The sequence below is a fragment of the Pseudoalteromonas sp. SCSIO 43095 genome (assembly GCF_023650455.1).
Classification (GTDB): Bacteria; Pseudomonadota; Gammaproteobacteria; order Enterobacterales; family Alteromonadaceae; genus Pseudoalteromonas; species Pseudoalteromonas tetraodonis.
On record NZ_CP087996.1, the window covers coordinates 346,547 to 367,744 of the forward strand.

Sequence of the window (21,198 nt, forward strand, 5' to 3'; positions counted from 1 at the left end):
TTGCTGATGATTGTTGAACATTAGTAACGTTTTTGTTGCGAGTATAAGTTTTAGAATTGAAAGGGTGATGACAGGTTGGATAAGGTTATTTTTTATCTGGCAATTTTTTAACTACAAGGAGATGACATGGCGGTTGAAGTTGCAAGTTGTACTTTAGCTCAGTTGTACAGTAAGAAAAGTATTGTCAGTGCTAATGGAACTGAAATTCATGGTAAGTTAGCCATACCTGAATATCAGCGACCTTATCGCTGGGGGGAAGTGCAAATAAAAAAACTGCTTAGTGATTATCAGCTGTTTTTAAGTGATTTAGCACAAAGTGACACTGCTTATGGGTATTACTTAGGCAGCGTGATTTTGCATCAGTCAGCAGAGAATGGACAGTTAAATATTATTGATGGTCAGCAACGCTTAACCACTTTAGCATTGATTGCCTATGTGAAAAGTTTGGCTAATCAGCAAAATGAACTAGATGTATTTGAACTTAACCTAAGCTACGACTCACCAGAATCGCAACAACAAATCATTAAAAACCTTGCTTGGTTACAGCAATTCCTGAAAAGCAGTAATGCTAGCCAAATAGCTACATTTGATGCAAATAAAATCAATTTGACGCTTGTTGTTACGCGCTCAGAAGATGATGCTTATCGTTTTTTTGAAACTCAGAATACCGGTGGGGTAAGGTTAAGTGGTCCAGACATAATTAAAGCGCATCATCTTAGGGCTATTGCACGGAAAAACCAAAATGAGTTTGCCGCTAAGTGGGAAGCGTTGGGCGATTTAAACCCAGTTGTTGCCTTACTAGTTAAAGGTCGCTACTGGCAAAAATTGTATAACCGAAGTGTGCCTTCTCACCGTCAACCACATTTAGTTAGAAGCGCTGTAGTACATGAACTTGGCGAAAGCACCGGTAAAGGTGATGATATTGCTTTTGGTCGATTTGAACGAATTTACTTAACTGATGGTGGCCAAATAGACAAACAAGCGCAACAAGGTTATGAGCTAAGGCAGCCGTTAAATAGCGGTATAAATACCATTCATTATTTAAGCTATTTTGAGCAATTAAGAAGCAAGTACTTAACCAGTGTTATTAAGAATAATCAGGTAACTGCAAATAATACCGTGCAAGTAGGGAGCCCCCTTGCACGCTTTTTCCATTTTTATCAAAACCTGATCTGCCAACTCGACGGTTGTAGTTACGTTAAAGGATTATACGACACCGCATTGCTTATTTACATTAGCCAATTTGGCGAACAGCAACTGGATATTGCCGCGAAAAAACTGTTTCGAGTTATCTACTCACTAAGAGTAAGCAACCAAAAAGCAGTGAGAGAAAACTCCATATCAGCGTTTGTTCGCGATAATCCAGTTCTTGACTGGATTACAGCTAGTTACACACCAAACATGTGTTTTGATTATTTAGATCGTTTTAGTTTTAAAACTGATCCTGCCAATTTAGCGGTTGATAAAAACAGCGTTAAAAAACGCTTTATATTTAAGGTATGTGAATATTTTGGAATAAAAGTTATTACTAGCCTTGCTGCACAAGAGCTTGCTGATACTTATACCGCAAAGATAGATGATTATATTTTAGTATTAAGCAAGCGTAAAATGGATGGAGTGCTACATGGATAACTCATTTAGTAATGTTGTTAATAAAGAATACACTAAAGACAAGGTATGCCAAATGACACAAGATCGCGTTGAAACGCAGGTGCTGACATTAAATTACATTCAAACGAATGAATATCAATTTAGTATACCGAGTTATCAACGCCCTTATGTTTGGCCTGATGAGGCTGTATTAAAACTCTTTAAAGATATTAATGATGCACGAGTGGCTAAAGAAGCTAATTACTTTATTGGTACAGTGCTTACTTCAATTGAGCAAGATGAAGATGGTAATAGCTTTTATGAGCTAATTGATGGCCAGCAACGCACCACCACGTTAATACTTATTGCGCTTGCTTTTAAAATGGCAAAAGTTGATTCCGCCATTGCAGGTATTGCGGCATTTAAAAAGCAGCCGAGACTGCAATTTACTATTCGTGATCAAGTTCAACAATTGTTAGGTAGTTTGGCTGGTCTAGATGATTACGTATTCCCTGGGCTAGAAGCCATCGGTGAAAACCCATATTTAAAGCGCATATATGCAGCGTTACAAGTATTAGAACAACAAGTAAAAGCCCTTAAGCACGAAGATCGCATTTTATTAGGCGATTACATTTTTAATCATGTGCAATGGGTAAATAATATTGTACCTAAGCAAATGGATTTAAACCGCTTATTCGCCACCATGAATACTGCCGGGATACAGCTTGAGCAGGCTGATATATTAAAATCAAAACTGCTTAAACAAGTTTCTACAGATAAGCCTTTATTCGATGCCATGTGGTTAGCATGCGAACATATGGAAAATTACTTTGAACGTAATGTACGTAAAGTTTTTCCTAACGCAAAGTGGAATGATATTAAAGCAGAGCATTTAGCTTTCTTTGACGAAACGTTATTTGTAAAAAATGCTAGCAGCACTACGCAAAAACAGGGCTTAACTATTATGCAACTAGCAGAGCAATTAAAAGCAAGTACAGAGACTAGTTGCAAAGAAGATGAAGGCTGCAAACCTGACAATGAGCAGGACGCTGGCACCTACGATTTAGAAACCGAAACCGTATATTGTCGTCCCATTATTAGTTTCCCATTATTACTTATCCACGCTTACCGCATTTATTTGGCTAACCGTGCTGTAGAGTTAGGTGAAGACACTAATGATGTTATTCCTCGTGTACATGCTGATAAGCTACTAGAAACCTTTGAGCCATTAACAAACGCCAGTGAAGACAAAGTTAAAGAGTTTATTAAAACGTTGTGGCAAGTGCGTTATCAATTTGATCGTTGGGTAGTTAAATGGGTTGAACGTGATGATAATGATGACGAACAATTACGTTTAACCTACCTGACACGAAGCGAATCAAGTGGCAAGTGGTACATTAATCGTAGCCAAAAAGAGTTAAACGAACTAGTTATGCTGCAAAGCGTACGTAACTTTACCGGTGAACGCAGTGCACAGTATTGGATCACACCATTTATTGCAGGCTTGATAAAAGGTAATATTACTGAAGATGCGCAAGCTATAGCGCTGCTTGAAAAAATTGATAACGATTTATCAATGGCTAGTGAGTCTGAAACTCAAAAAATAGCCAGTTTCAAGCAAGCTAAACAACAGCAACCAGAAGTAGATTCTTGGCAAGCAAAAGTTGGTTATTTTGCCCAAGCGAGAGGAACCAGTTTTGAACATTATTGGTTTCAAAAACTAGAATATGTTTTGTGGAAAAAAGAGCCAGATAGGCAGCTAGAGCAGTTTAAAAAGTATCGTATAACAGCTAAAAATTCTGTTGAGCACGTATATCCACAGCGTGAAGAGCATCAAAATGTGTTGGAGCGAGACTTTTTAGATGCATTTGGTAATTTAGTTTTATTAAGCCCTGGTGAAAATTCGTCATACAGCAACCAGGCGGTTAAGAAAAAATGGGTTGATTTTGAAGCCAAACCGCAATATGACTCTTTAAAGTTAAAAGCCATGTTTAAACTGTTGAAAGAGCAAAATGATTGGCAAAAGGAGCAAATAAAACAACACCAGAAAGAAATGTTAACAGCGTTAGCAGAGCATTATGGTTACACGGAATAATTATGCGATTAAAGCTTGTAGAGCAAGTGAATTTGACCACTGCCATGAGAGTTAAGCGTTAAGTGCTTTGCCAAAGCAAATAGAAGCCCCGATTTGGGTAATAAATCTTTTTTAAGCAGCTATTTTAGGCTAACTGCGTGGAATTTTAATGGGTGTAATTTGTTAGGTTGAATCAGCATCTTAATTTTTTGTGGAAGATAAAAAGCCATGATGTTCTATCTCACCTTTATATATTGAGTAAGGCATAATGAATTCACACCGCCATTTATTAATTTTAGAGTTTGTGCCAATAGCGCCTGGCTCTATCTCGACCCACCAGTTGCAGCAAAAATTGCTTGAACGTGGCTTTGATATTTCAATTCGTATGCTGCAACGCGATCTACAATCACTTTACGAGCAAGGTTGCTTTGGGCTTGAAAAAGATAGCCGCAGTAAGCCCTATGGCTGGTCTATCAATGCGCAGTGGCGAAGTAGCAACTCAAGAGTAATGAGTACCGAAGTTGCAGAGCATTATTTGCTGCTAGAGCAATTACTACCGCAATCTATACCGAGCGATGTTAAACGCTCAGTTCATATTAAAGCAGAGCAGGCGCTTAAACGTGTTAATGGGCATGTGCCTGACTGGCTTTCAACTCTGCCAAAACCGTCGTTAAAAGTGAATATTGATAGCAAATTAGTTGCGCAAATTGAGCATGCGATTAAGCATAAGCGTGCTGTGAGCGCTGAGCTTTATAGAGTGCTGTACGATGAGGCACATTGGTTAAAATTTACTGAGCTGAGTTTTTATAACTTAGTTGAGCAAGGCGGCGTGTTAATGGCGCAGTTTATGGTGGGGTCGCTTCACGATAAATGTTACCAGATGCCGGTTTATCGCATTCGCAATGTTCATATCCTGCAAAAAACACGACGAGAGCCAACTGCTGAGCAGTTAAAGTCGTTACGCAGTGCGATTAATAAAGGTATGAAGCAAGAAACGATTGAGTTAGTTGTGAAAGTACCCAGCGACTCGGCGGTTAATCAAGGGTTTATTGAGCTTGGTGAGCTGACTGACAAGCAACATATTGATGAAAAAAATGTATTATTTACCTATCAAACTATTGATACTGAACAATTAACCGATGAGCTATTTAAATGTGCTCATTGGCTGGAAGTTATTAAACCTGAGCGCATTAGAAAAAGAATTACCACAAAGCTTAAAGCGGCTGCTAGTAACTATCAATAACGCTAATTAATTTGAGTGCGTCAATTTTTGACGCACCTATTTGTTATGCTCCTTTAAAAGTTAAGGAGTGGTTATGTTTCAATTAATTCAGCAAAATGATGGTTTATCGATTGGTGTATTTGGCATTGGTGGGTGTGGATGTAATACGCTTAATAGTATTTTTGAACAACGCGAGTCTGAGCAGGCGCACTTGTACAGCGTTAATACCGACAAAGTAGTGCTTGAGCATACACAGAGTGATGAAGCAGTACTGATAGGTGCAGAGCTCACTCATGGGTATGGTGCAGGAGCCGACCCTAAAGTTGGGCTGCAAGCGGCGGAAGAGAGTAAAGAGCAGCTTTTAATGCTTATTAATGGCTGCGATATAATTCTGTGTGCAACAGGGTTGGGTGGCGGTACTGGGACTGGCGCTAGCCCGTATATTGCAGAGCTTGCTAGTGAGCAAGGTAAGCCCATTATATTTGTTGCTACACTGCCATTTAGTAGTGAAGGACAGTTTAGAAATAATATAGCGCAAGCAGGTTTAAATGAGCTTAAAGAGCATGCTAATGCGGTTATTACGCTCCCTAACGATCAACTTATTGAAGTGCTTGGTAACGATATAGGATTATTTGATGCGTTTAAACACTCAAACCAAATACTCCACTCACTGATAAAATCACTCATCGATATGCTTTGTTTTCAAGGGCTTATAAATGTTGATTTAAATGACTTTGCTAAAATTATGGATTGCCAGGGTGATGCAGTCCTAGGTGTTGGTAAATGCGATGAAGAAAACGAGCTTACTACTGCACTTGATAGTGCACTCAATAACCCACTTGTTAATCAGGTAGATATGTCATCAAGTACGGGTGTAATAATACAAGTAAATTGCAAAGATGAAATTTCACTCGGTAGTTATAACCTCATTACCGATACAGTGCGCCAGCGGGTCAGCCCAAACGCGTTAGTTATTTGTGGTGTTTCTAAAATTGAAAATTTAGCAATGAATTATGAACTGTTGATCATCGCCACAGGAGCAAGCGCTAAGATAATTGTTGAACCTTTCGATAATGCGCCTAGTAGCGAAACCGAACAGTCGCCAGCTGCAAGAGCTAAACCTCAAGCTTCTGATATTTTTGACATACCAGCGTTTATACGTAATCAAGCACCAGCTCCTTGTGGAAAATAACTATGTTAGGGCCTGTTGACCTTTCAGGATTAAAATTTGTTCAATCTAGGGGCCATTTAATCGCGGCGCGAGGTTTGTAACCTAGTGGGCTCGATAACTGCTCCTGCGTTATTCTACTGGCTTACATCCATGTAAGAATTAGTAAAAACCGAGCAAAGCTTCCGCGTCCTGCTCACGCCCCTTACCTACATCCATGTAGGCAACAAAGAGTAAATGACCCCTAGGCAGAAACCCTTCGGGCAGCGCCTGTTTGGCATTTATGCTACGTTATCGCCTATTTATGGGGAACAACCACACTACATAGGCTCTGTCTTGCCTAATTACCAAACAGACTGCTGCAAATTCAACCTCGAAAGATAAACAGGCCCTAGTTACTGCTTTGAGAGTCTGAATACATTTTTCAGTGAGATAACCCTATGAATGTATATTTAGATGATGAAAGAGAAACACCAACCGGTTGGTTCAGAGCCTTTTGGCCTAGTGAAGTGATTAAACTTTTGAAGACTGGTAAAGTAAAGCTGCTTAGCCTTGACCATGATTTAGGGAATGATAATAAAGGCACTGGCTATGACGTTTTACTTTGGATTGAGCAGGCAGTGTTTATTGATGGCTTTGTACCGCCAACAATAGCCGTTCATTCAGCCAATAGCTCAGCACGAATTAAAATGGAACGCGCAATTACACAAATTAATTTACTGGCTAAAAATCAAAAGGGTTCTAAACGCTGTGATGGCGAGTGGTGAGCTTTGCAAGTAAACAGGAATATTTTTATGAATACGTTATACATTACAGGAGCTGGTGTGAGTGCTGCTAGTGGTATTCCAACTTTTCGTGGTGAGGATGGCTTTTGGACCATTGGCAGTAAAAATTATACACCCATGCAAATGGCAACCCGTGCCATGTATAAAAATAATCCGCGAGAATTTTTAGCTTGGTATTATCATCGCTTTGCTACCTATCGTAATCATGGCCCTAACGAGGTGCATCATTGGCTTAGCGACAAAAACCTAATTACCCAAAATATTGACGGGCTAGACGGCAAATCCGGTAATAAAAATTATATTGCTATTCATGGGCGGCTTGATCAAATGACCTTATTTCATAAAAATGGTCTGGTAAAACCGCAAACAGCACCTTGGGATAAGGTCGATGAAAATCGTTTAAATGACTCATTACTTGAGCTGTTTAACATTGAAAATAATAATCCTAAGGTCAATCGCTCGTTTAAACCCTATGTGCTGCTATTTGATGAATATTACACGGAACTTTACCGTATTACTGAAGCACAACAGCGAATGATTGATGCCGATAAAATGGTGTTTATGGGTACTTCGTTTAGCGTGAACATTACTCAAATGGCGCTGGATATTGCGCGTAATTATGCTATTCCAATTGAAATTGTTGACCCTGATCCAGTTCACGTTATGCATACAAACGTAAGCTATAAAAAAATGACTGCATTGGAGTACATACAGCAACAAGGTTAGTTAGGTAAATAACCTGAACTCTGGATAATAAATCTATCTCAAGCAGCTATTTACAGCGCTAACTACGTTGAATTTACTTGCAATAGGCGAGCTATTGACGCGTAATTTCGCCTTGTTTTCACTGGAAATCTCTGGCTAGAGAAAATAAACATAAATATCAATTTTGATTCAATACGTTAGTAAATCTCTTAACCAAAGTTCAGGTTAAATAGGTTATGTATTGCTGCTGGTATACATAACCTATTATGCGTTATTAATAATCAGTACAACTTACATTATGTTATTGTTGGTATTTAATTCACGCTGGTACTCGTTATTTTAGGTACTTAAATACATTATTAAGAAGACGGTAGCAATGTTAAGTATTTCTCTTGGACCTTTGGTTATTTCCATTTCTCAGTTAATTATTTTTTTAGGGTTAGGCATTTTTTGGGGGCTTACCTATTTATTAACGCGCCAACATCCATTACAAAAAGCGATTTTAGATACGGTTTTTAAAGCAATTGTGGTGGGCTTTTTAGTCTCGCGTTTAGCGTTTGTGTTTACTATGTGGGATGCTTATCAAGGTAATTGGTGGCAGCTTTTTAATATTAGCGACGGTGGTTTTATTGGTTATTATGGTTGGCTCAGCGGCATAGTGGTTTTAGCGTTTTATGCCCGTGGTAAAAAAGCGGTAATGAAACACTACGCTATTGCTGGGTTTGTTGGTTTTTGTTCAATGATTATTCCTAATTTTGCGCTGTCTATTTACCAAACGGGTGTGCAGTTACCGCAGTCTGTTGTGCATAATATTCAAGGGCAGCAAGTTAACTTACAAAACTTTAAAGGTAAGCCGGTGGTGATTAACTTTTGGGCGTCGTGGTGTCCGCCGTGTCGAAAAGAAATGCCGGTGCTACAAGCGGCTCAAAAAAATAATCCAAATATTACGGTGGCGTTTGTAAACCAAGGCGAAGACTTACACACGGTAAAAGCGTTCCTTGATGAACAGCAACTCGACCTTAATCATGTGTTTTTTGATCAAAGTAGTAATGTGAGTCGCGAATCAGGTGCTGCGGGCTTACCAACCACTTTGTTTTATAACAGCCAAGGTGAGTTAGTCACCAGTCATATGGGAGAGCTTTCTCATGCGAGTTTAGGCTATTATATTCAAGCTATTAGTGATAATAAATAACGGTGTATTGCTGTTTAATCGCGTCATTCCTTTTTATGCCCTTTTAAAAAGCAGCTAAATAGCAATTTTGCTGCTTAACTTCCTACCTTTATTTGAATTGACTGTTTTTTGATAGTTTATTCAGTTACTTATCAGTTTGCATTAACAAACTATTAAGCTTGGTTATGTAAAATACAGCTACTTTTTTCGTACCATCTTTAGCTAGTACGATCATCTTTAAGTATTAACTGTATTTTAAATGGAACTGTTAAAACTATGACCGCTCATCGGATAACCCACGCTGTACATCACTCTCTTCCACTTTTTATTAAATCAACGCTGTGCATCTCTATTTTATCTGTGATTAATCATGCATATGCTGATGAAGCAGAAGATAAAACATTAAAAAGCAAAGATATGGAAGTCATTGAGGTGCGTGGTATTCGTTCCAGTATGGCGGCTAATTTAGATATAAAGCGTTTATCGAGCTCTGTGGTTGATGCCATAACAGCAGAAGATATTGGTAAGTTCCCTGATAAAAATGTCGCAGATTCATTACAACGCGTACCAGGGGTCGTGATTGACCGTGACGGAGGCGAGGGCTCATCGGTAAGTATTAGGGGGTTATCATCTGAGCTAACCTTTTCTCAGCTAAATGGTAATTTTATTGCGTCATCACCAGGTGAGCCATCTCGTTCGTTTGATTATGCATTACTGCCCTCAGCCATGATTGAAAGCGTGGAAGTGTATAAATCACCAGAGGCACGTTTAGATGAAGGTGGCGTGGGCGGCACGGTATTAATGCATAGTCGTAAGCCGCTAAGTATGGATGCAAACTCAGGGGTGATTAATATTGAAAGCACTTATGCCGATGTGACTGAAGAGTCTGAGCCCCAAGTAACCGCACTTTATTCTTGGAAGAATGAGGCTGATACTTTTGGTGTGTTGTTTGGTTACACCTCACAAAAACGCACTAACCGAACTCTCTCAGGAGGCACAGATGCAAACGTATGGCGCTTTGTCGGTGATAACCCGATAGATACCAATGGCGAGCTGGTTGATAATAATAATCAGTGGGGCTCAATAAGTGATGCTCAGGGTAATAGTTATGACGATGTTTGGTTTCCTCAAGTGGTTCGTGGCTCAATTGTAAACGAATTACGTGAGCGAGAAGGAGTGCAATTTAGCACGCAGTGGCGCCCAACCAGCCGTGTTGAAATTGGCTTTAACTATTTTGGATTTTCACTTGATAAAAATAGAACTGAGTCGGTGATTGATATACCTGAATGGTCTTTAAATCCAGACTTTTTAACCGATGTAAGTTTGGATGAGTCGGGCACTATTATCAATGGGATGCAATTTGATGCAGCTGCGAGTGGCGCAGAGAATGATATGCAATTGCCGTGGATGCGAGGCTCTTATGTGCGTGAAGAGTCGACCTCAGACACCTTTGATTTTAATTTAACCTATGAAGGCGATTATTTTAAAGCCCGTTTTGTGGCGGGCAATACGCGCTCTGAAGGCGGGCCAAAGGAGAGTTGGGAAGCGGCGTATAAAAGTTCAAACGCCGGTGAAAATGAAAGCCGTATAGAAAATGCATCGCAAAAAGCGGGTTGGCAAATTAATGAAAACGATATTAGTTTAAATATAGACCCTAATACGCTAGCTAACTTACTAAATGGTGTGGGCGGTGGGCGCGATCCAGGCTCGTCAAATTCAAGCTTTGTGCGCAGTGAACTCGAAGAAGATTACTATCAAGCTGACTTTGATATTTATACCGATTGGGGAATTTTAAGAACAATTAAAACAGGGGTTAAGTATCGAGAAGCTACACTGCATCGCGAAACCGGTAATACCTTCTTTTTAGATCCTAACTTTGATATTGCTGCAGCAGAAGCCAGCGAGGGGGGGATCACACGTTTTGACAGTTATCAGTGGAACAACGGTATGCCACTAGCACAAGACGTGTTTATTAACGAAGGTAACATTGCGGGTGGTTTTAATATAAACCAAATGCCTGGTATTGATTGGCAAAAATACCGCGATATTGTGACCAGTCATTATGTGCCGTATACACGCAAAGAAGATAACTTTATTTATGATATTGAAGAGCAAATAGCGGCGTTTTATCTGCAAGGTGACTTTGAGTTTAATAGCGTGCGAGGTAATTTAGGGGTGCGGGTGGTGCGCACTAAAACCATGACATCATCAACCGACCTATATACTTATTTATTAGATCATACCAATGATGACAGCGGCGAGCCGGTAACCGGAGATGATCGATTTGTTGAAGACTATCAACTTATTACTCAAGAGAGTACCGATACTCAAATTCTTCCTAGCTTTAATATTGCATGGGATATAAGTGATGATGTAGTGGTACGAGGCGCGGTTGCTAAAGTGATGTCACGACCTGATTATGCCGATTTAGGCGCACAACAACGCATTACGTTTGTCTCAGATGAGTGGGCAGACGATAGAGCTGAGTTTAATGAAATCCCGGGTTTTAGTGGCAGTGGCGGTAATAAAAACTTAAAGCCATTTGAGTCGGTGCAAGCTGATTTATCTATTGAATATTATTACAGCGAAGGCTCTGCCATTGGTTTAGCATTGTTTCATAAAACTGTTGATAATTTTGTTGTTCCCTTAGTTATTGACGTACAACAAGATTTTGCTGGTAAAGAGGGCATAGTTGAGGCAGGAAATATTACTGTATCGCCATATAGCACAGTAGGTAATGGCACTGATGCCGTATCTAAAGGGGCGGAAGTATTTATACAGCATGCCTTTGATAGTGGTTTTGGTTTTTATGCAAACTACACTTATAACAAAACCAATAAAGCCGATGTAAGTGTTAATGGTAAAGAGTTTGGCCAATCACCATTAATAGGCAGTGCTAAGTATCAATACAATACCTCGATATATTATGAGGGAGATGCCTTTAATGTTCGTGCTTCTTATAATAAACGCGGTGAAACCGTGTTGGGTTTAAACAGCGGCTTAAATGTATACCAAGACCCATACGAGCAAGTTGATGTAAATGCTTCGATTAATTTATTAGAGGATTTGAGTTTGACCGCTGCAGTTATTAATTTAACTAAATCTGAGTCGGTAAAGCGCCTAGGTAATGATACAGAGTCTCGGTTATTAAACTCAAGCTATTCGGGAAGACGTTATTATGCGGGCATAAACTACCGTTTTTAAGCTGAGTGTGTTGAGTTTGGGTAAACAAGCTGCTTTGTTGCTGTTTTAGCTTTTTCTTGTAAGTTATTACTTTATAATGAGCGTTATAAAAATTATAGAATTAATAATAACAGAATTGAAATGAGTGATTTAACGGCAATAGCCAACTTATCTATTTTATTAGTTGAGCCTTCTGAAGTTCAGTAAAAGCTAATAAAAAATCACTGGCTCAGTGCGGTGTTACACAAATTGAAACGGCCAGCACTCAAGAAAACGCGCTGGCTGCTTTATCAAATTATCACCCTGATTTAGTCATTAGCAGCCTGTATTTAAGTGATGGCACAGCTGATTCTTTATTACAGGCAATACGCAGTAATAGTAATACCGAGCAACAAGTGGAACTAGAGCACTTTGATGTGACGCTTCTTAGAGTGCTTGTGGTTGATGACAGCCGTTTTGCGCGAAAACATATAATACGTGTCTTGGCGGGGATGGGAATTCTAGCACCGGTAGAGGCCGAAGACGCTAAACAAGCGATTGAAATGTTAAACAGCCAATCATTTGATTTAATTGTTACAGACTACAATATGCCAGAAATGGATGGTAAAGAATTAGCTGAAACGGTAAGGCAATCGAATGCATACTCGCCTATTCCAATTCTGATGGTGAGCTTAGAAGCTAACGATACCCATTTAGCTAATATTGCTCAAGCGGGTGTGGATACAATATGTGACAAACCGTTTGAGCCTGCTACGGTGCGCGATTTACTCTTTAAAATCATGAGCTAAAACATAACTATAAAAGCACTTTTTAACTAAAGTGCTTTTAAGTAACGCAATGAAAAATTGAGCAGCTTGGCGGCCGGCAAGGGCTTACTTAAATAAAATCCCTGAGCAATATCGCAGTTTAGCTCGTTGAGTAAATCTAGCTGCTCTTTGGTTTCTACCCCCTCAGCCACTACTTTTATTTCTAGGCTGTGTGACATAGCTATGGCCGCTTTCACTAAATTACAGTCTGCCTTGTTATCTGTTATGCCAGTAATAAAGCTGCGGTCAATTTTTAGCACATCAAAAGGGTATTCTCGTAAGTAACTTAATGATGAATAGCCTGTGCCAAAGTCGTCCATTGACAGCTTTATGCCCAGCTCATCAATTTGCAATAAGGCATCATGAATTGACGCTTGGCTATTCATCAGCACCCCTTCGGTAATTTCCAGCTCTAAACATTCATTATTAATACTATTTTTATGCAGAGTGTGTTTAATTATATTGACCAGTTCCGGGTCTCTGAATTGGCGCGGTGATAAATTAATCGCCATGGTATAGTTTTGCTTGTTAATTGATTGCCATTCATTTAAAAAGCGTAAGGCTTGTTGAAGAACAAATACACCAATAGGCGCAATTAAGCCGGTTTGCTCTGCAATTGGGATAAACTCATCTGGGGTGATTTCCCCTAACACTATATTATGCCAACGAAGCAAAGCTTCAGCGCCAACGATAGTGTTTGTTTTTACATCTATTTGTGGTTGGTAATAAAGCTCAAATTCATTACGCTCTAGTGCACCATGCATTTGCTCTTCTATTTCAAAGCGGCGACGCATGGCGACGTTCATTTGTGGGGTGAAAAAAGAGAACGTGTTTCGCCCCATGGTTTTTGCTTGGTACATAGCGGTGTCGGCATTTCGTAACAACACCGAGGCGCAGGTGCCATCCTTAGGGGAAATAGCAATACCAATACTTAATGTCAGTATTAAGTCTCTACCTACAAGTTTAAATGGTTTCTTAAATGCTTGAAGTAACCGCTCAGCAATCGCTAAAGCATCGCTTTCATCATTTAAATTGGATATTAAAACAATAAACTCATCGCCGCCCAATCGGCCTATTGTGTCATTTTTTTTAAGTGTTTGCTGTAATCTTGCTGCTGCCGCAATTAATAATTTATCCCCCACTTCATGGCCTAAAGAGTCATTTACTTTTTTAAAGTCATCAAGATCTAAAAAGAACACGGCGGCTTTTTCGTGGCTCTTTTGTGCTTCCAGTAATATTTGTGATAAGCGGTCTAGAGATAAAAAGCGATTAGGCAAATCGGTTAAACTATCAAAGTGGGCCTGATGGCGAATTAGTTCAGCGGAGCGGTGTAGTTCGCTAATATCACGAATAATCACCATAATTTGGTTTGTTTTGGGCAATAAACGCAATCTCGCTTCGTAATAAATTACGCCTTCAGGCATGCTTAATTCGTATTCAAAACTGACCATACTGTCTTGTGCTATCGTTTTTTCTATATGAACCTGAAACTTTTGCGCTATTTTTTCAGGTAATACATCCACCATTTTTTTACCAATAAACTGGTTAGGTGAAATATATAAATCGTTTTCATTGTTTGCATGGTAGTCAGTAATAGTGCTATTTTGCTCTAGTACAAAAAATAAATCAGGAATTGCCTCAAATAAAGTTTTGAGCATGGTGGCATTAAATACGGCTTCTGCTTGTGCTTTGTGAACCTCAGACAGATCAATATCAATACAGTACATTTGTTTGGTATTGTACTGATTGGTAAACATAACATGGCTTGAAAATACGGCTACCTCATTGCCATTTTTATGTCTGAGTATGAGTTCTGATGCGGGAATTTCAATATCATACTTAATCCAATTACTATGCGCTTTAATAACGGGCTCTCGCATTGGTGCGGGTATAATTAAATTTTCGAGTTTTTTGCCAATGGCTTCTTGGTGTGTATACCCATAAAGCAATTCACTGCCTTTGTTCCAATAAATAACACGTCTTTGCTCATCGTAACCTTGTACTGAGATAGAATCGACAGCATCAAAAAGCTGGTGCAATGGGTCATTTGTAACATATTGATGAGTCGGTATATTATTAGTTTTATTGGGAGCCATTAAATAGGTTCCAGTTATTGAATTACTTTATTTATATAATAGACATAAAATTGTGATTTAGCATGGTAAGCGGCATTTCAATAAGTGATTTTTTATTGATTGAATAGATAGTGATTTGAATAAAACACAGGTAAGCACTTTTATAGTAAAGGCCAATAAACATTGGCCTTTACATTTTATTATTAGTTGGTGGGCATTAAATAGATTTCGCGTACGCTATTACGCTGATTAGCTTCAATGGCAAACAATACGGCGTCGGCCACGTCTTGAGGGTCGAGCTTATCTGGTTTTGCTTCATCAAAAAATGGGGTGTTTACCATTCCAGGGGCTATGGTGGTACATCGGCCATGCCAAGGTTTCATTTCTTCTGCAAGGTTTTGACCAAAGCCATGGGCAAACCATTTAGTGGCACCATAAATAGAGCCGTCAATGGGTCTTCGCCCTGCTGCAGAGCTGGTTAAAATAAAATGTCCTTGGTTTTCACGTAAATGAGGCAAAGTGAGTTTAGCAGTCCAAAGCAATGCTTTAATATTAAGGTCAACCATGGCTGACCACTCATTGGGGTCGCCATTCTCTGTACCTGGTGATGATACACCCATGCCTGCGTTAGCGAATGCTACGTCTAATCGGCCAAATTTTTCAACGCCTTTACTCACTACATTCTCAAGCTCGCTAAACTGAGTGGCATCGGCTGAAACGCTAAATGCATTTTCATGGCCTAACTCGTCAACTAGTTTATTGAGTTTATCTTCGCTGCGCGCGGTTAAGATCACTTTGTGGCCATTATTAACTAATGTTTTTGCACTCGCTTCACCTATGCCACTAGAGGCACCTGTAATTAGAACTACTTTTTGTTTCGCCATGATTATTTCTCCTATGTTTACATATTCAAAATGATAAGAACGGTTTAACTAATACGTGCTATTAACTGTACCAGTTCTGGTTTAACGGTACTTGAATGCAGGTCACTTTTCGAATGAATTATTTGGATGATGTTAGATGAGTGGCTTTAATGGGTTTTTGCAAAGGTGGAGTGTTCGTTTTTGTTATACTTTTTATAAAAAAGCGCACCTAAAAGTGCGCTATACGTTTATTGTGTTATGTCAAAGCTAACTGAAAGGTCCTCAGTTTGCGGTACACTAATTTGCTTAAGTTGATAAACAGTGAAATCAGTATCTTCTAGCTCTGCATCGTCTATATGTGCGGTGCACGTATAGCCAAGTTGGTAGTCTCCCGGTGTAATGAAAGCAAGCTCAAACTCATATTGGTTATCGTCTTGGTCAAATACAACATTTGCGGTCGCAAGTGGAGCATCTTCTGGGGTTTGCTCATCTATTTCGTATATATCTTTAGGTACTTGAGCATCTGATGAATATAAATATACGGCGTGTCCAAACGTTGAATCTGCAGCAGCAGTGGCGATATTGTCTGTTTCACAGTTATTAATAAGCGCTTGGCTTACTGTGCCTTCAATTTCTTGTGATTCAGAAAGATTTTGTAATCGTACGCCTCTAGGTTTTAAAAAGATCTCCTCATTATTTTGGGGATCGACCAGCGATTTTTTTAGGTCAAATTCTAAAACAAAGTCGTTATCAGTTTGGTTAAGTGTAAAGCCATCGAGTTGTATTTCGCCTACACCATCATTCCCTTTTCTTTTTACCACGAGCGGAGCAATGCTGTCGTCTTCGTATACTACGTGAGATGTAAAACTAAGGTTATTAGTATCGCCATTTATAACCTGAGCGCGGATCCACGAGTATTCGCCTGCTGGCACTTCTTGATCGTCAAGCAGCTCAAAAACATCGTCCCCGGTGTAATCGAGCAAATTAACCATTTGTGGTTGAGATGCGTCAGCTTCACTTCGGGTTTCAAAACTAAATTCTTCATCGCCTTGCGTTTTAATCGTGATTGAATCAAACACGACGTTAACCGCTTTTAAACCACTAACCGGCGCATCTGACACACCAAGGCTAAAGGTTGACTTGTCGCTAGATTGTGGCGGTGTTGTGTCATTGTCATCACTTGAAGAGCCACACCCGGCTAATGCAAAAAGAACGGCGCTGCTGACTAATGTTGATTTAAAATTCATGATTTACTCCTTTAGTTTATAAAGCGGATCGTAGAAGATCTAAGCTGAATTTAGATTGAACAGGTTTTTAGAATAGTTACTTGAAATTAATCTTTATTTTACTTTGCGTATTTTTGAACAAAAGTATGTACGCCATAGGTTAACTAGTTTGTGAGCACTAAGGTTTTAAGTGTGAAAATTTAAGCGAAAAAAAGAAAAACCTTGCCCAATTAATTTGCTGATATAGGCACACCTTCTACTTATTTTAATGCTATCGCTTTAAAATTTTTACTATATACTCCTGCCACTTCTTTTGAAGTGTATAGATTTAATTCTTGCTGATAATCAGCCCATTTTTTTGGAATACGTATGAAAGATAAACTTATTGTGTTTTGGCAAAGCCATTCAGAAACCATCATCACTTTGGGTTACAAAGTGGTGTTAGCCTTGGCTATTTTAGTTACGAGTGCACTTATTGCGCGCTCGGTTAAAAAAGCGATTAAAAACTCTAAGTCGCCATTAAAAAAGGTAGACGAAACACTTATGCCGCTGTTATCGAGCATTGCGGGGTATTTAGTTTACATAATTGCAGGGCTGTTTATTTTAGATATTTTTGGTGTTAATACGGCAAGCTTAATAGCGCTAATGGGCGCGGCGGGTTTAGCCATAGGTTTGGCGCTTAAAAACACCTTAAGTAATATTGCCGCTGGCATTATGCTATTAATACTTAGGCCATTTAAAATAGGCGATTTTGTAGATGCAAGCGGCACGCTTGGCACAGTAAAAGAAATAAACTTATTTACGACTATTTTTAAAACCACCGACGGCCTTTATATCGCATCGCCTAACGGTAAAGTATGGGGCGGCAACATTAAAAACTTTACCCGTAACGGTAAAAGGCGTATGGATATAGTGGTGGGAATTTCGTACGCCGACTCTATTGATGTAGGCTTAAATGTACTTAAAGAACTCGCCGAATCAGAAAGCCGACTACTCGCAGAGCCTGCACCTAAAGTAATGGTTACCTCAATAGGCGAAAGCGCAGTAAATATACAATTACGTGCTTGGGCTGTAAATGGCGATTACTGGCAAACCGTGTGGGATTTAAATAAACGCGTTAAAGAGGCCATAGAAGGCGCGGGGCTGAGTATTCCGTTTCCGCAGCGAACGCTGCATATATCTGAGTCGATGGCATCGGCACTAACGGTTAATACCAATCCGCAATAATACTTAATCATTTTGCGGGGCTAAACGTGTCGCTACCTGCGTTAAAAAATTCTCATTTAGAATAACTAAATAACGAATTTTTTGCCTAGTTATCAACACGTTTTTCCAGCCTCAAAATAGATCACTTAATTAAGCGAATTGGTATAAAAAACGTTTAAACTCTATTAGCATAAGCATAAATAAAAATAGCGAGCCTTGGCTCGCTATTTTTGTATTAACCTTTGTGTTGGTTGATGTATTAACCTTCTAATTGAAAGTCGTACACTGAGCCTAAATTAAGCAGTTGGGTTAACTCATCAAGCGCTTGATAACTTTCGGTTAATAACGCTGGATCGGCAAAGTCGTTAGCACCGAGTTTATCGCGGTAATGGCGCGTAGCCCAATCACATAATTGGGTGTACTTTTGCTCATTTAAAATAACCTCTGGATTTACCGCTGCTAATTCTTGACTATTAAGCGCCACACGTAAACGCAAACAAGCAGGTCCGCCGCCATTTTGCATGCTTTGGCGTAAATCAAAAAACTGTACTTGATTTATGGGGTTATCGGCAATAATCATTTCTTCAATATACGCTTTTACAGCAGGATTACGCTGGCATTCTTGTGGAGCAACGAGCAACATTTTATCGTCACTAAGGCTAACCAGTTGGCTATTAAATAAATAGCTACTAACAGCATCTTGAATACTCACTTTGCTGGTTGGCACTTCAATAATATAAAGCTGTTTGTTACCTACATAAGCTTCGCGGATATCGTCTAATGCTTGCGTTTGATTTAAAAACGCCTGCTGATGGCATAATAAAACATTGGCGTTACCCACCGCGATTACATCATTATGGAACACCCCTTGGTCAATCACATCAGGGTTTTGTTGTAATAGTATTTGGCTCGATTCTTTTAAATTATGTAATCGGCAAATGGCTTCTGAGGCCTCTAATGTTTGCCTTGCAGGAAACTTAACCGGTTTTGGTAGTTGGCTGTTAAAGGCACTTGCGCCAAATACAAACATTTCTAGGCCTTGCTCGCCGTGGCTATCGCAAAGTCGGGTGTGGTTAGCGGCCCCTTCGTCGCCAAAAAAGCCCTGATCGGGTAAATGTGTATGGTGTGCAAAGTAGCTATCGTTATTAAACATGGCTTTTAGTAAGCGGGTAGTGGTAGCTGGCTCTAGCGAGCGATGGAACTTATTGTTTAAATTAGCTGAAGTAAAATGCACTTTGCCATCGAGGGTATCTGGCGAAGGTGACACAGTGGCGGCATTGGCGGTCCACATTGCAGAGGCCGAATAACACGCGCGCAATAAAATAGGGTCGGCTTTAAATGCTTTTTGAATAACTTGCGAGTCGTTGCCAGTAAAACCTAGGCGACGTAGTACGTTTAAATCGGGGCGTGCGTGGGGTGCAAACACACCTTGTGTTAAGCCTTTGTCGTGCATGGCTTTCATTTTTTCAAGACCCTGTAACACAGCTTCTTGTGGGTTTGAAATACTCGCCGCATTGTTTAACGAGGCAACGTTACCATACGATAAACCCGCATAGTTGTGAGTAGGGCCAACTAAGCCATCAAAACTTACTTCTAAGGCGTGCATACACGTTCCAATTATATTGTTTTTAGTTACTTAACAATACAACGCAATGGCTGTGCTTGCAAAGTATATAAATACCAAATCTATTGGCTGTAAACTCGCTCTTTGTCGCACGTAGTATGGGTATTACTCGGATCGTTTACCTGCCATACGCTAATGTCTAAACGCCAGAGTAGGTAGAGGGTGTGGTATAGGTTAGCCATGGTATTTTCCTTGAAAGTTTCACTGAACACATTGTTACTGTGGAAGAATTATGCCAACTGTTAATTAAATATTTTATGAATATAAATCAGGTATTTATTAAACAACTAAAAAATAACTTTTAAACGTTTAGCACCACTTTGGGGCTAAAAGGCCTAAAAGTTGCACCAAAATGCCACGCAGCAGGTGCGTGGCTTGGGTTTTTACGCTGTAATTAGCGCCCTACCTTACCTTTTACTAGCGGGTCGAACGACAGCACACTAAATTTTCCTTGGCTGGCATTTTTACCGTTATTTAATACTGGCGAGCGATGTAGCTCATTTACGGTAAAGTATATTTTATGATCGGCGCCATAACTAAAGCCATCTGGCCAGCTTAAGCGCTCGTCTTTAAATAATACTTGGTATTTACCACTTGGCTTTACTACGCCAATTGCGCCATTGGTTATGTCGGTAACATACACATTGCCACCGCCATCAACAATAATGCCATCTGACATGGGTTTAGAGCCGTAACGCGTTACTTTACTCTCAAGGGCGCTTGCGCTCAGGCTTTTATTGTTAATATCGCTTGTGGCAATACGGTAAACCGACGTGCCAGACATAGAGCCAAAGTAAAGCCACTGTTCGCTTGGGTCGAGTGTGATTGGGTTTACGCCTAAACGAGCTGGTTGACCGCCTAGTTTCATGGTGCGCTCTTCAATGACCATGTCGATGTTTTCGGCTGTGGTGTATGAGCTATTTTGTAATACTCTGCGCGCCTCACCAGTTTTTAAATTTACGATAATAATAGCGGCTTGGCTGCCTTGTGCGGTGTCGGCAATGTATACAACACCGTGTTTATTATCGATGACTAAATCGTTTAAAAACGAGGTGTCGGTAATGGTGGGTTTAGCTAAGTAAATTATTTTATATAGTTGCTCTTTATTGGTATCCCAACCGATTAAACGCCCAGCATGATCAGGGCCTGATGTATCAAGCATCCATAATACGCCATCGGCTGATACATTTATGCCAAGTACATCGTAAAACCCTTTGCCGTTTTTATACGCGTATGCCCATTCTTCATTAGGGTAGGGTTTGGTGGTGCCATCACTTAATAGCTCCATAATTTTTTGTTTTTGGCCGTAAAAACCATGTACCGATAAAAACTTACGACCCGATGGCGTAATAGCAATATTACCCGGTGGGTGTTGCGTGCCAAATGTGGCGACTGTTTTTAAATCAGCATTTTGATTAGCGGTATTAGCAAACACACTGCTGGTTAAAAACGCTGCACTGCAGGCTGCAATTAAAAGTAATTTTTTAATCTTGATCATGT

14 protein-coding genes and 1 pseudogene are annotated in these 21,198 nt (G+C 39.7%); 10 read left to right on the forward strand and 5 right to left on the reverse strand.

The window, feature by feature from the left end; genetic code table 11:
* Window positions 1-126: 126 nt before the first annotated feature.
* From LOC50_RS15905 to LOC50_RS15945, 9 genes and pseudogenes are all read left to right on the forward strand, one after another.
* Entirely contained in the window at window positions 127-1,632 is a 1,506-nt protein-coding gene (locus LOC50_RS15905; protein WP_036983741.1) for a DUF262 domain-containing protein, read from the forward strand.
* Window positions 1,625-3,685: a DUF262 domain-containing protein gene (locus LOC50_RS15910; RefSeq protein ID WP_081762929.1), complete on the forward strand. Its 2,061-nt coding sequence runs from the start codon at window positions 1,625-1,627 to the stop codon at window positions 3,683-3,685. Before LOC50_RS15905 ends, LOC50_RS15910 begins: the two co-directional genes overlap by 8 nt.
* Before the next feature lie 247 nt (window positions 3,686-3,932).
* Complete coding sequence (locus LOC50_RS15915) at window positions 3,933-4,907, forward strand: helix-turn-helix transcriptional regulator (RefSeq protein ID WP_036983742.1); 975 nt, start codon at window positions 3,933-3,935, stop codon at window positions 4,905-4,907.
* A gap of 73 nt (window positions 4,908-4,980) precedes the next feature.
* Window positions 4,981-6,078 (forward strand): cell division protein FtsZ, encoded by a 1,098-nt coding sequence (locus tag LOC50_RS15920; protein ID WP_036983743.1) that lies wholly within the window; start codon window positions 4,981-4,983, stop codon window positions 6,076-6,078.
* Between the two features lie 416 nt (window positions 6,079-6,494).
* On the forward strand, window positions 6,495-6,821 hold the full coding sequence (locus LOC50_RS15925) for a cyclic-phosphate processing receiver domain-containing protein (protein ID WP_036983745.1): 327 nt from the start codon (window positions 6,495-6,497) through the stop codon (window positions 6,819-6,821).
* Window positions 6,822-6,848: 27 nt separating this feature from the next.
* A complete protein-coding gene (locus LOC50_RS15930; RefSeq protein WP_036983748.1) occupies window positions 6,849-7,565 on the forward strand; it encodes an SIR2 family NAD-dependent protein deacylase in 717 nt (238 codons plus the stop codon).
* A gap of 355 nt (window positions 7,566-7,920) precedes the next feature.
* The gene (locus LOC50_RS15935; protein ID WP_036983750.1) at window positions 7,921-8,736 is read left to right on the forward strand and encodes a TlpA disulfide reductase family protein; all 816 of its coding nucleotides are present in this window, start codon (window positions 7,921-7,923) and stop codon (window positions 8,734-8,736) included.
* Between the two features lie 255 nt (window positions 8,737-8,991).
* On the forward strand, window positions 8,992-11,919 hold the full coding sequence (locus LOC50_RS15940) for a TonB-dependent receptor (protein ID WP_036983752.1): 2,928 nt from the start codon (window positions 8,992-8,994) through the stop codon (window positions 11,917-11,919).
* A gap of 120 nt (window positions 11,920-12,039) precedes the next feature.
* Window positions 12,040-12,686, forward strand: a pseudogene (locus LOC50_RS15945) (response regulator).
* Between the two features lie 26 nt (window positions 12,687-12,712).
* Here the strand turns inward: LOC50_RS15945 and LOC50_RS15950 are convergent.
* From LOC50_RS15950 to LOC50_RS15960, 3 genes are all read right to left on the reverse strand, one after another.
* On the reverse strand, window positions 12,713-14,800 hold the full coding sequence (locus tag LOC50_RS15950) for a bifunctional diguanylate cyclase/phosphodiesterase (protein WP_248532527.1): 2,088 nt from the start codon (window positions 14,798-14,800) through the stop codon (window positions 12,713-12,715).
* Window positions 14,801-14,982: 182 nt separating this feature from the next.
* Window positions 14,983-15,663 carry an SDR family oxidoreductase gene (locus tag LOC50_RS15955; RefSeq protein ID WP_250653943.1) on the reverse strand — a complete coding sequence of 227 codons (681 nt, stop codon included), beginning with the start codon at window positions 15,661-15,663 and terminating at the stop codon, window positions 14,983-14,985.
* A 227-nt stretch (window positions 15,664-15,890) separates the two neighbouring features.
* A complete protein-coding gene (locus LOC50_RS15960) occupies window positions 15,891-16,889 on the reverse strand; it encodes a DUF4382 domain-containing protein (protein WP_248532529.1) in 999 nt (332 codons plus the stop codon).
* Between the two features lie 348 nt (window positions 16,890-17,237).
* On the opposite strand from LOC50_RS15960, the gene LOC50_RS15965 reads away from it, so the two are divergent.
* Window positions 17,238-18,095: a mechanosensitive ion channel family protein gene (locus LOC50_RS15965; protein ID WP_036983755.1), complete on the forward strand. Its 858-nt coding sequence runs from the start codon at window positions 17,238-17,240 to the stop codon at window positions 18,093-18,095.
* Window positions 18,096-18,333: 238 nt separating this feature from the next.
* Here the strand turns inward: LOC50_RS15965 and astB are convergent, their stop codons facing one another.
* Both astB and LOC50_RS15975 read right to left on the reverse strand, forming a co-directional pair.
* Window positions 18,334-19,680 carry an N-succinylarginine dihydrolase gene (astB, locus tag LOC50_RS15970; RefSeq protein WP_036983756.1) on the reverse strand — a complete coding sequence of 449 codons (1,347 nt, stop codon included), beginning with the start codon at window positions 19,678-19,680 and terminating at the stop codon, window positions 18,334-18,336.
* A gap of 412 nt (window positions 19,681-20,092) precedes the next feature.
* The gene (locus tag LOC50_RS15975) at window positions 20,093-21,196 is read right to left on the reverse strand and encodes an L-dopachrome tautomerase-related protein (RefSeq protein ID WP_250653944.1); all 1,104 of its coding nucleotides are present in this window, start codon (window positions 21,194-21,196) and stop codon (window positions 20,093-20,095) included.
* Between the last annotated feature and the right edge of the window lie 2 nt (window positions 21,197-21,198).

Bases quoted from the DNA above. Each gene is read 5' to 3' on its own strand.
- LOC50_RS15905 (WP_036983741.1), top strand. From the start codon at position 127: ATGGCGGTTGAAGTTGCAAGTTGTACTTTAGCTCAGTTGTACAGTAAG.
- LOC50_RS15910 (WP_081762929.1), top strand. From the start codon at position 1,625: ATGGATAACTCATTTAGTAATGTTGTTAATAAAGAATACACTAAAGAC.
- LOC50_RS15915 (WP_036983742.1), top strand. From the start codon at position 3,933: ATGAATTCACACCGCCATTTATTAATTTTAGAGTTTGTGCCAATAGCG.
- LOC50_RS15920 (WP_036983743.1), top strand. From the start codon at position 4,981: ATGTTTCAATTAATTCAGCAAAATGATGGTTTATCGATTGGTGTATTT.
- LOC50_RS15925 (WP_036983745.1), top strand. From the start codon at position 6,495: ATGAATGTATATTTAGATGATGAAAGAGAAACACCAACCGGTTGGTTC.
- LOC50_RS15930 (WP_036983748.1), top strand. From the start codon at position 6,849: ATGAATACGTTATACATTACAGGAGCTGGTGTGAGTGCTGCTAGTGGT.
- LOC50_RS15935 (WP_036983750.1), top strand. From the start codon at position 7,921: ATGTTAAGTATTTCTCTTGGACCTTTGGTTATTTCCATTTCTCAGTTA.
- LOC50_RS15940 (WP_036983752.1), top strand. From the start codon at position 8,992: ATGACCGCTCATCGGATAACCCACGCTGTACATCACTCTCTTCCACTT.
- LOC50_RS15950 (WP_248532527.1), bottom strand. From the start codon at position 14,800: ATGGCTCCCAATAAAACTAATAATATACCGACTCATCAATATGTTACA.
- LOC50_RS15955 (WP_250653943.1), bottom strand. From the start codon at position 15,663: ATGGCGAAACAAAAAGTAGTTCTAATTACAGGTGCCTCTAGTGGCATA.
- LOC50_RS15960 (WP_248532529.1), bottom strand. From the start codon at position 16,889: ATGAATTTTAAATCAACATTAGTCAGCAGCGCCGTTCTTTTTGCATTA.
- LOC50_RS15965 (WP_036983755.1), top strand. From the start codon at position 17,238: ATGAAAGATAAACTTATTGTGTTTTGGCAAAGCCATTCAGAAACCATC.
- astB (WP_036983756.1), bottom strand. From the start codon at position 19,680: ATGCACGCCTTAGAAGTAAGTTTTGATGGCTTAGTTGGCCCTACTCAC.
- LOC50_RS15975 (WP_250653944.1), bottom strand. From the start codon at position 21,196: ATGATCAAGATTAAAAAATTACTTTTAATTGCAGCCTGCAGTGCAGCG.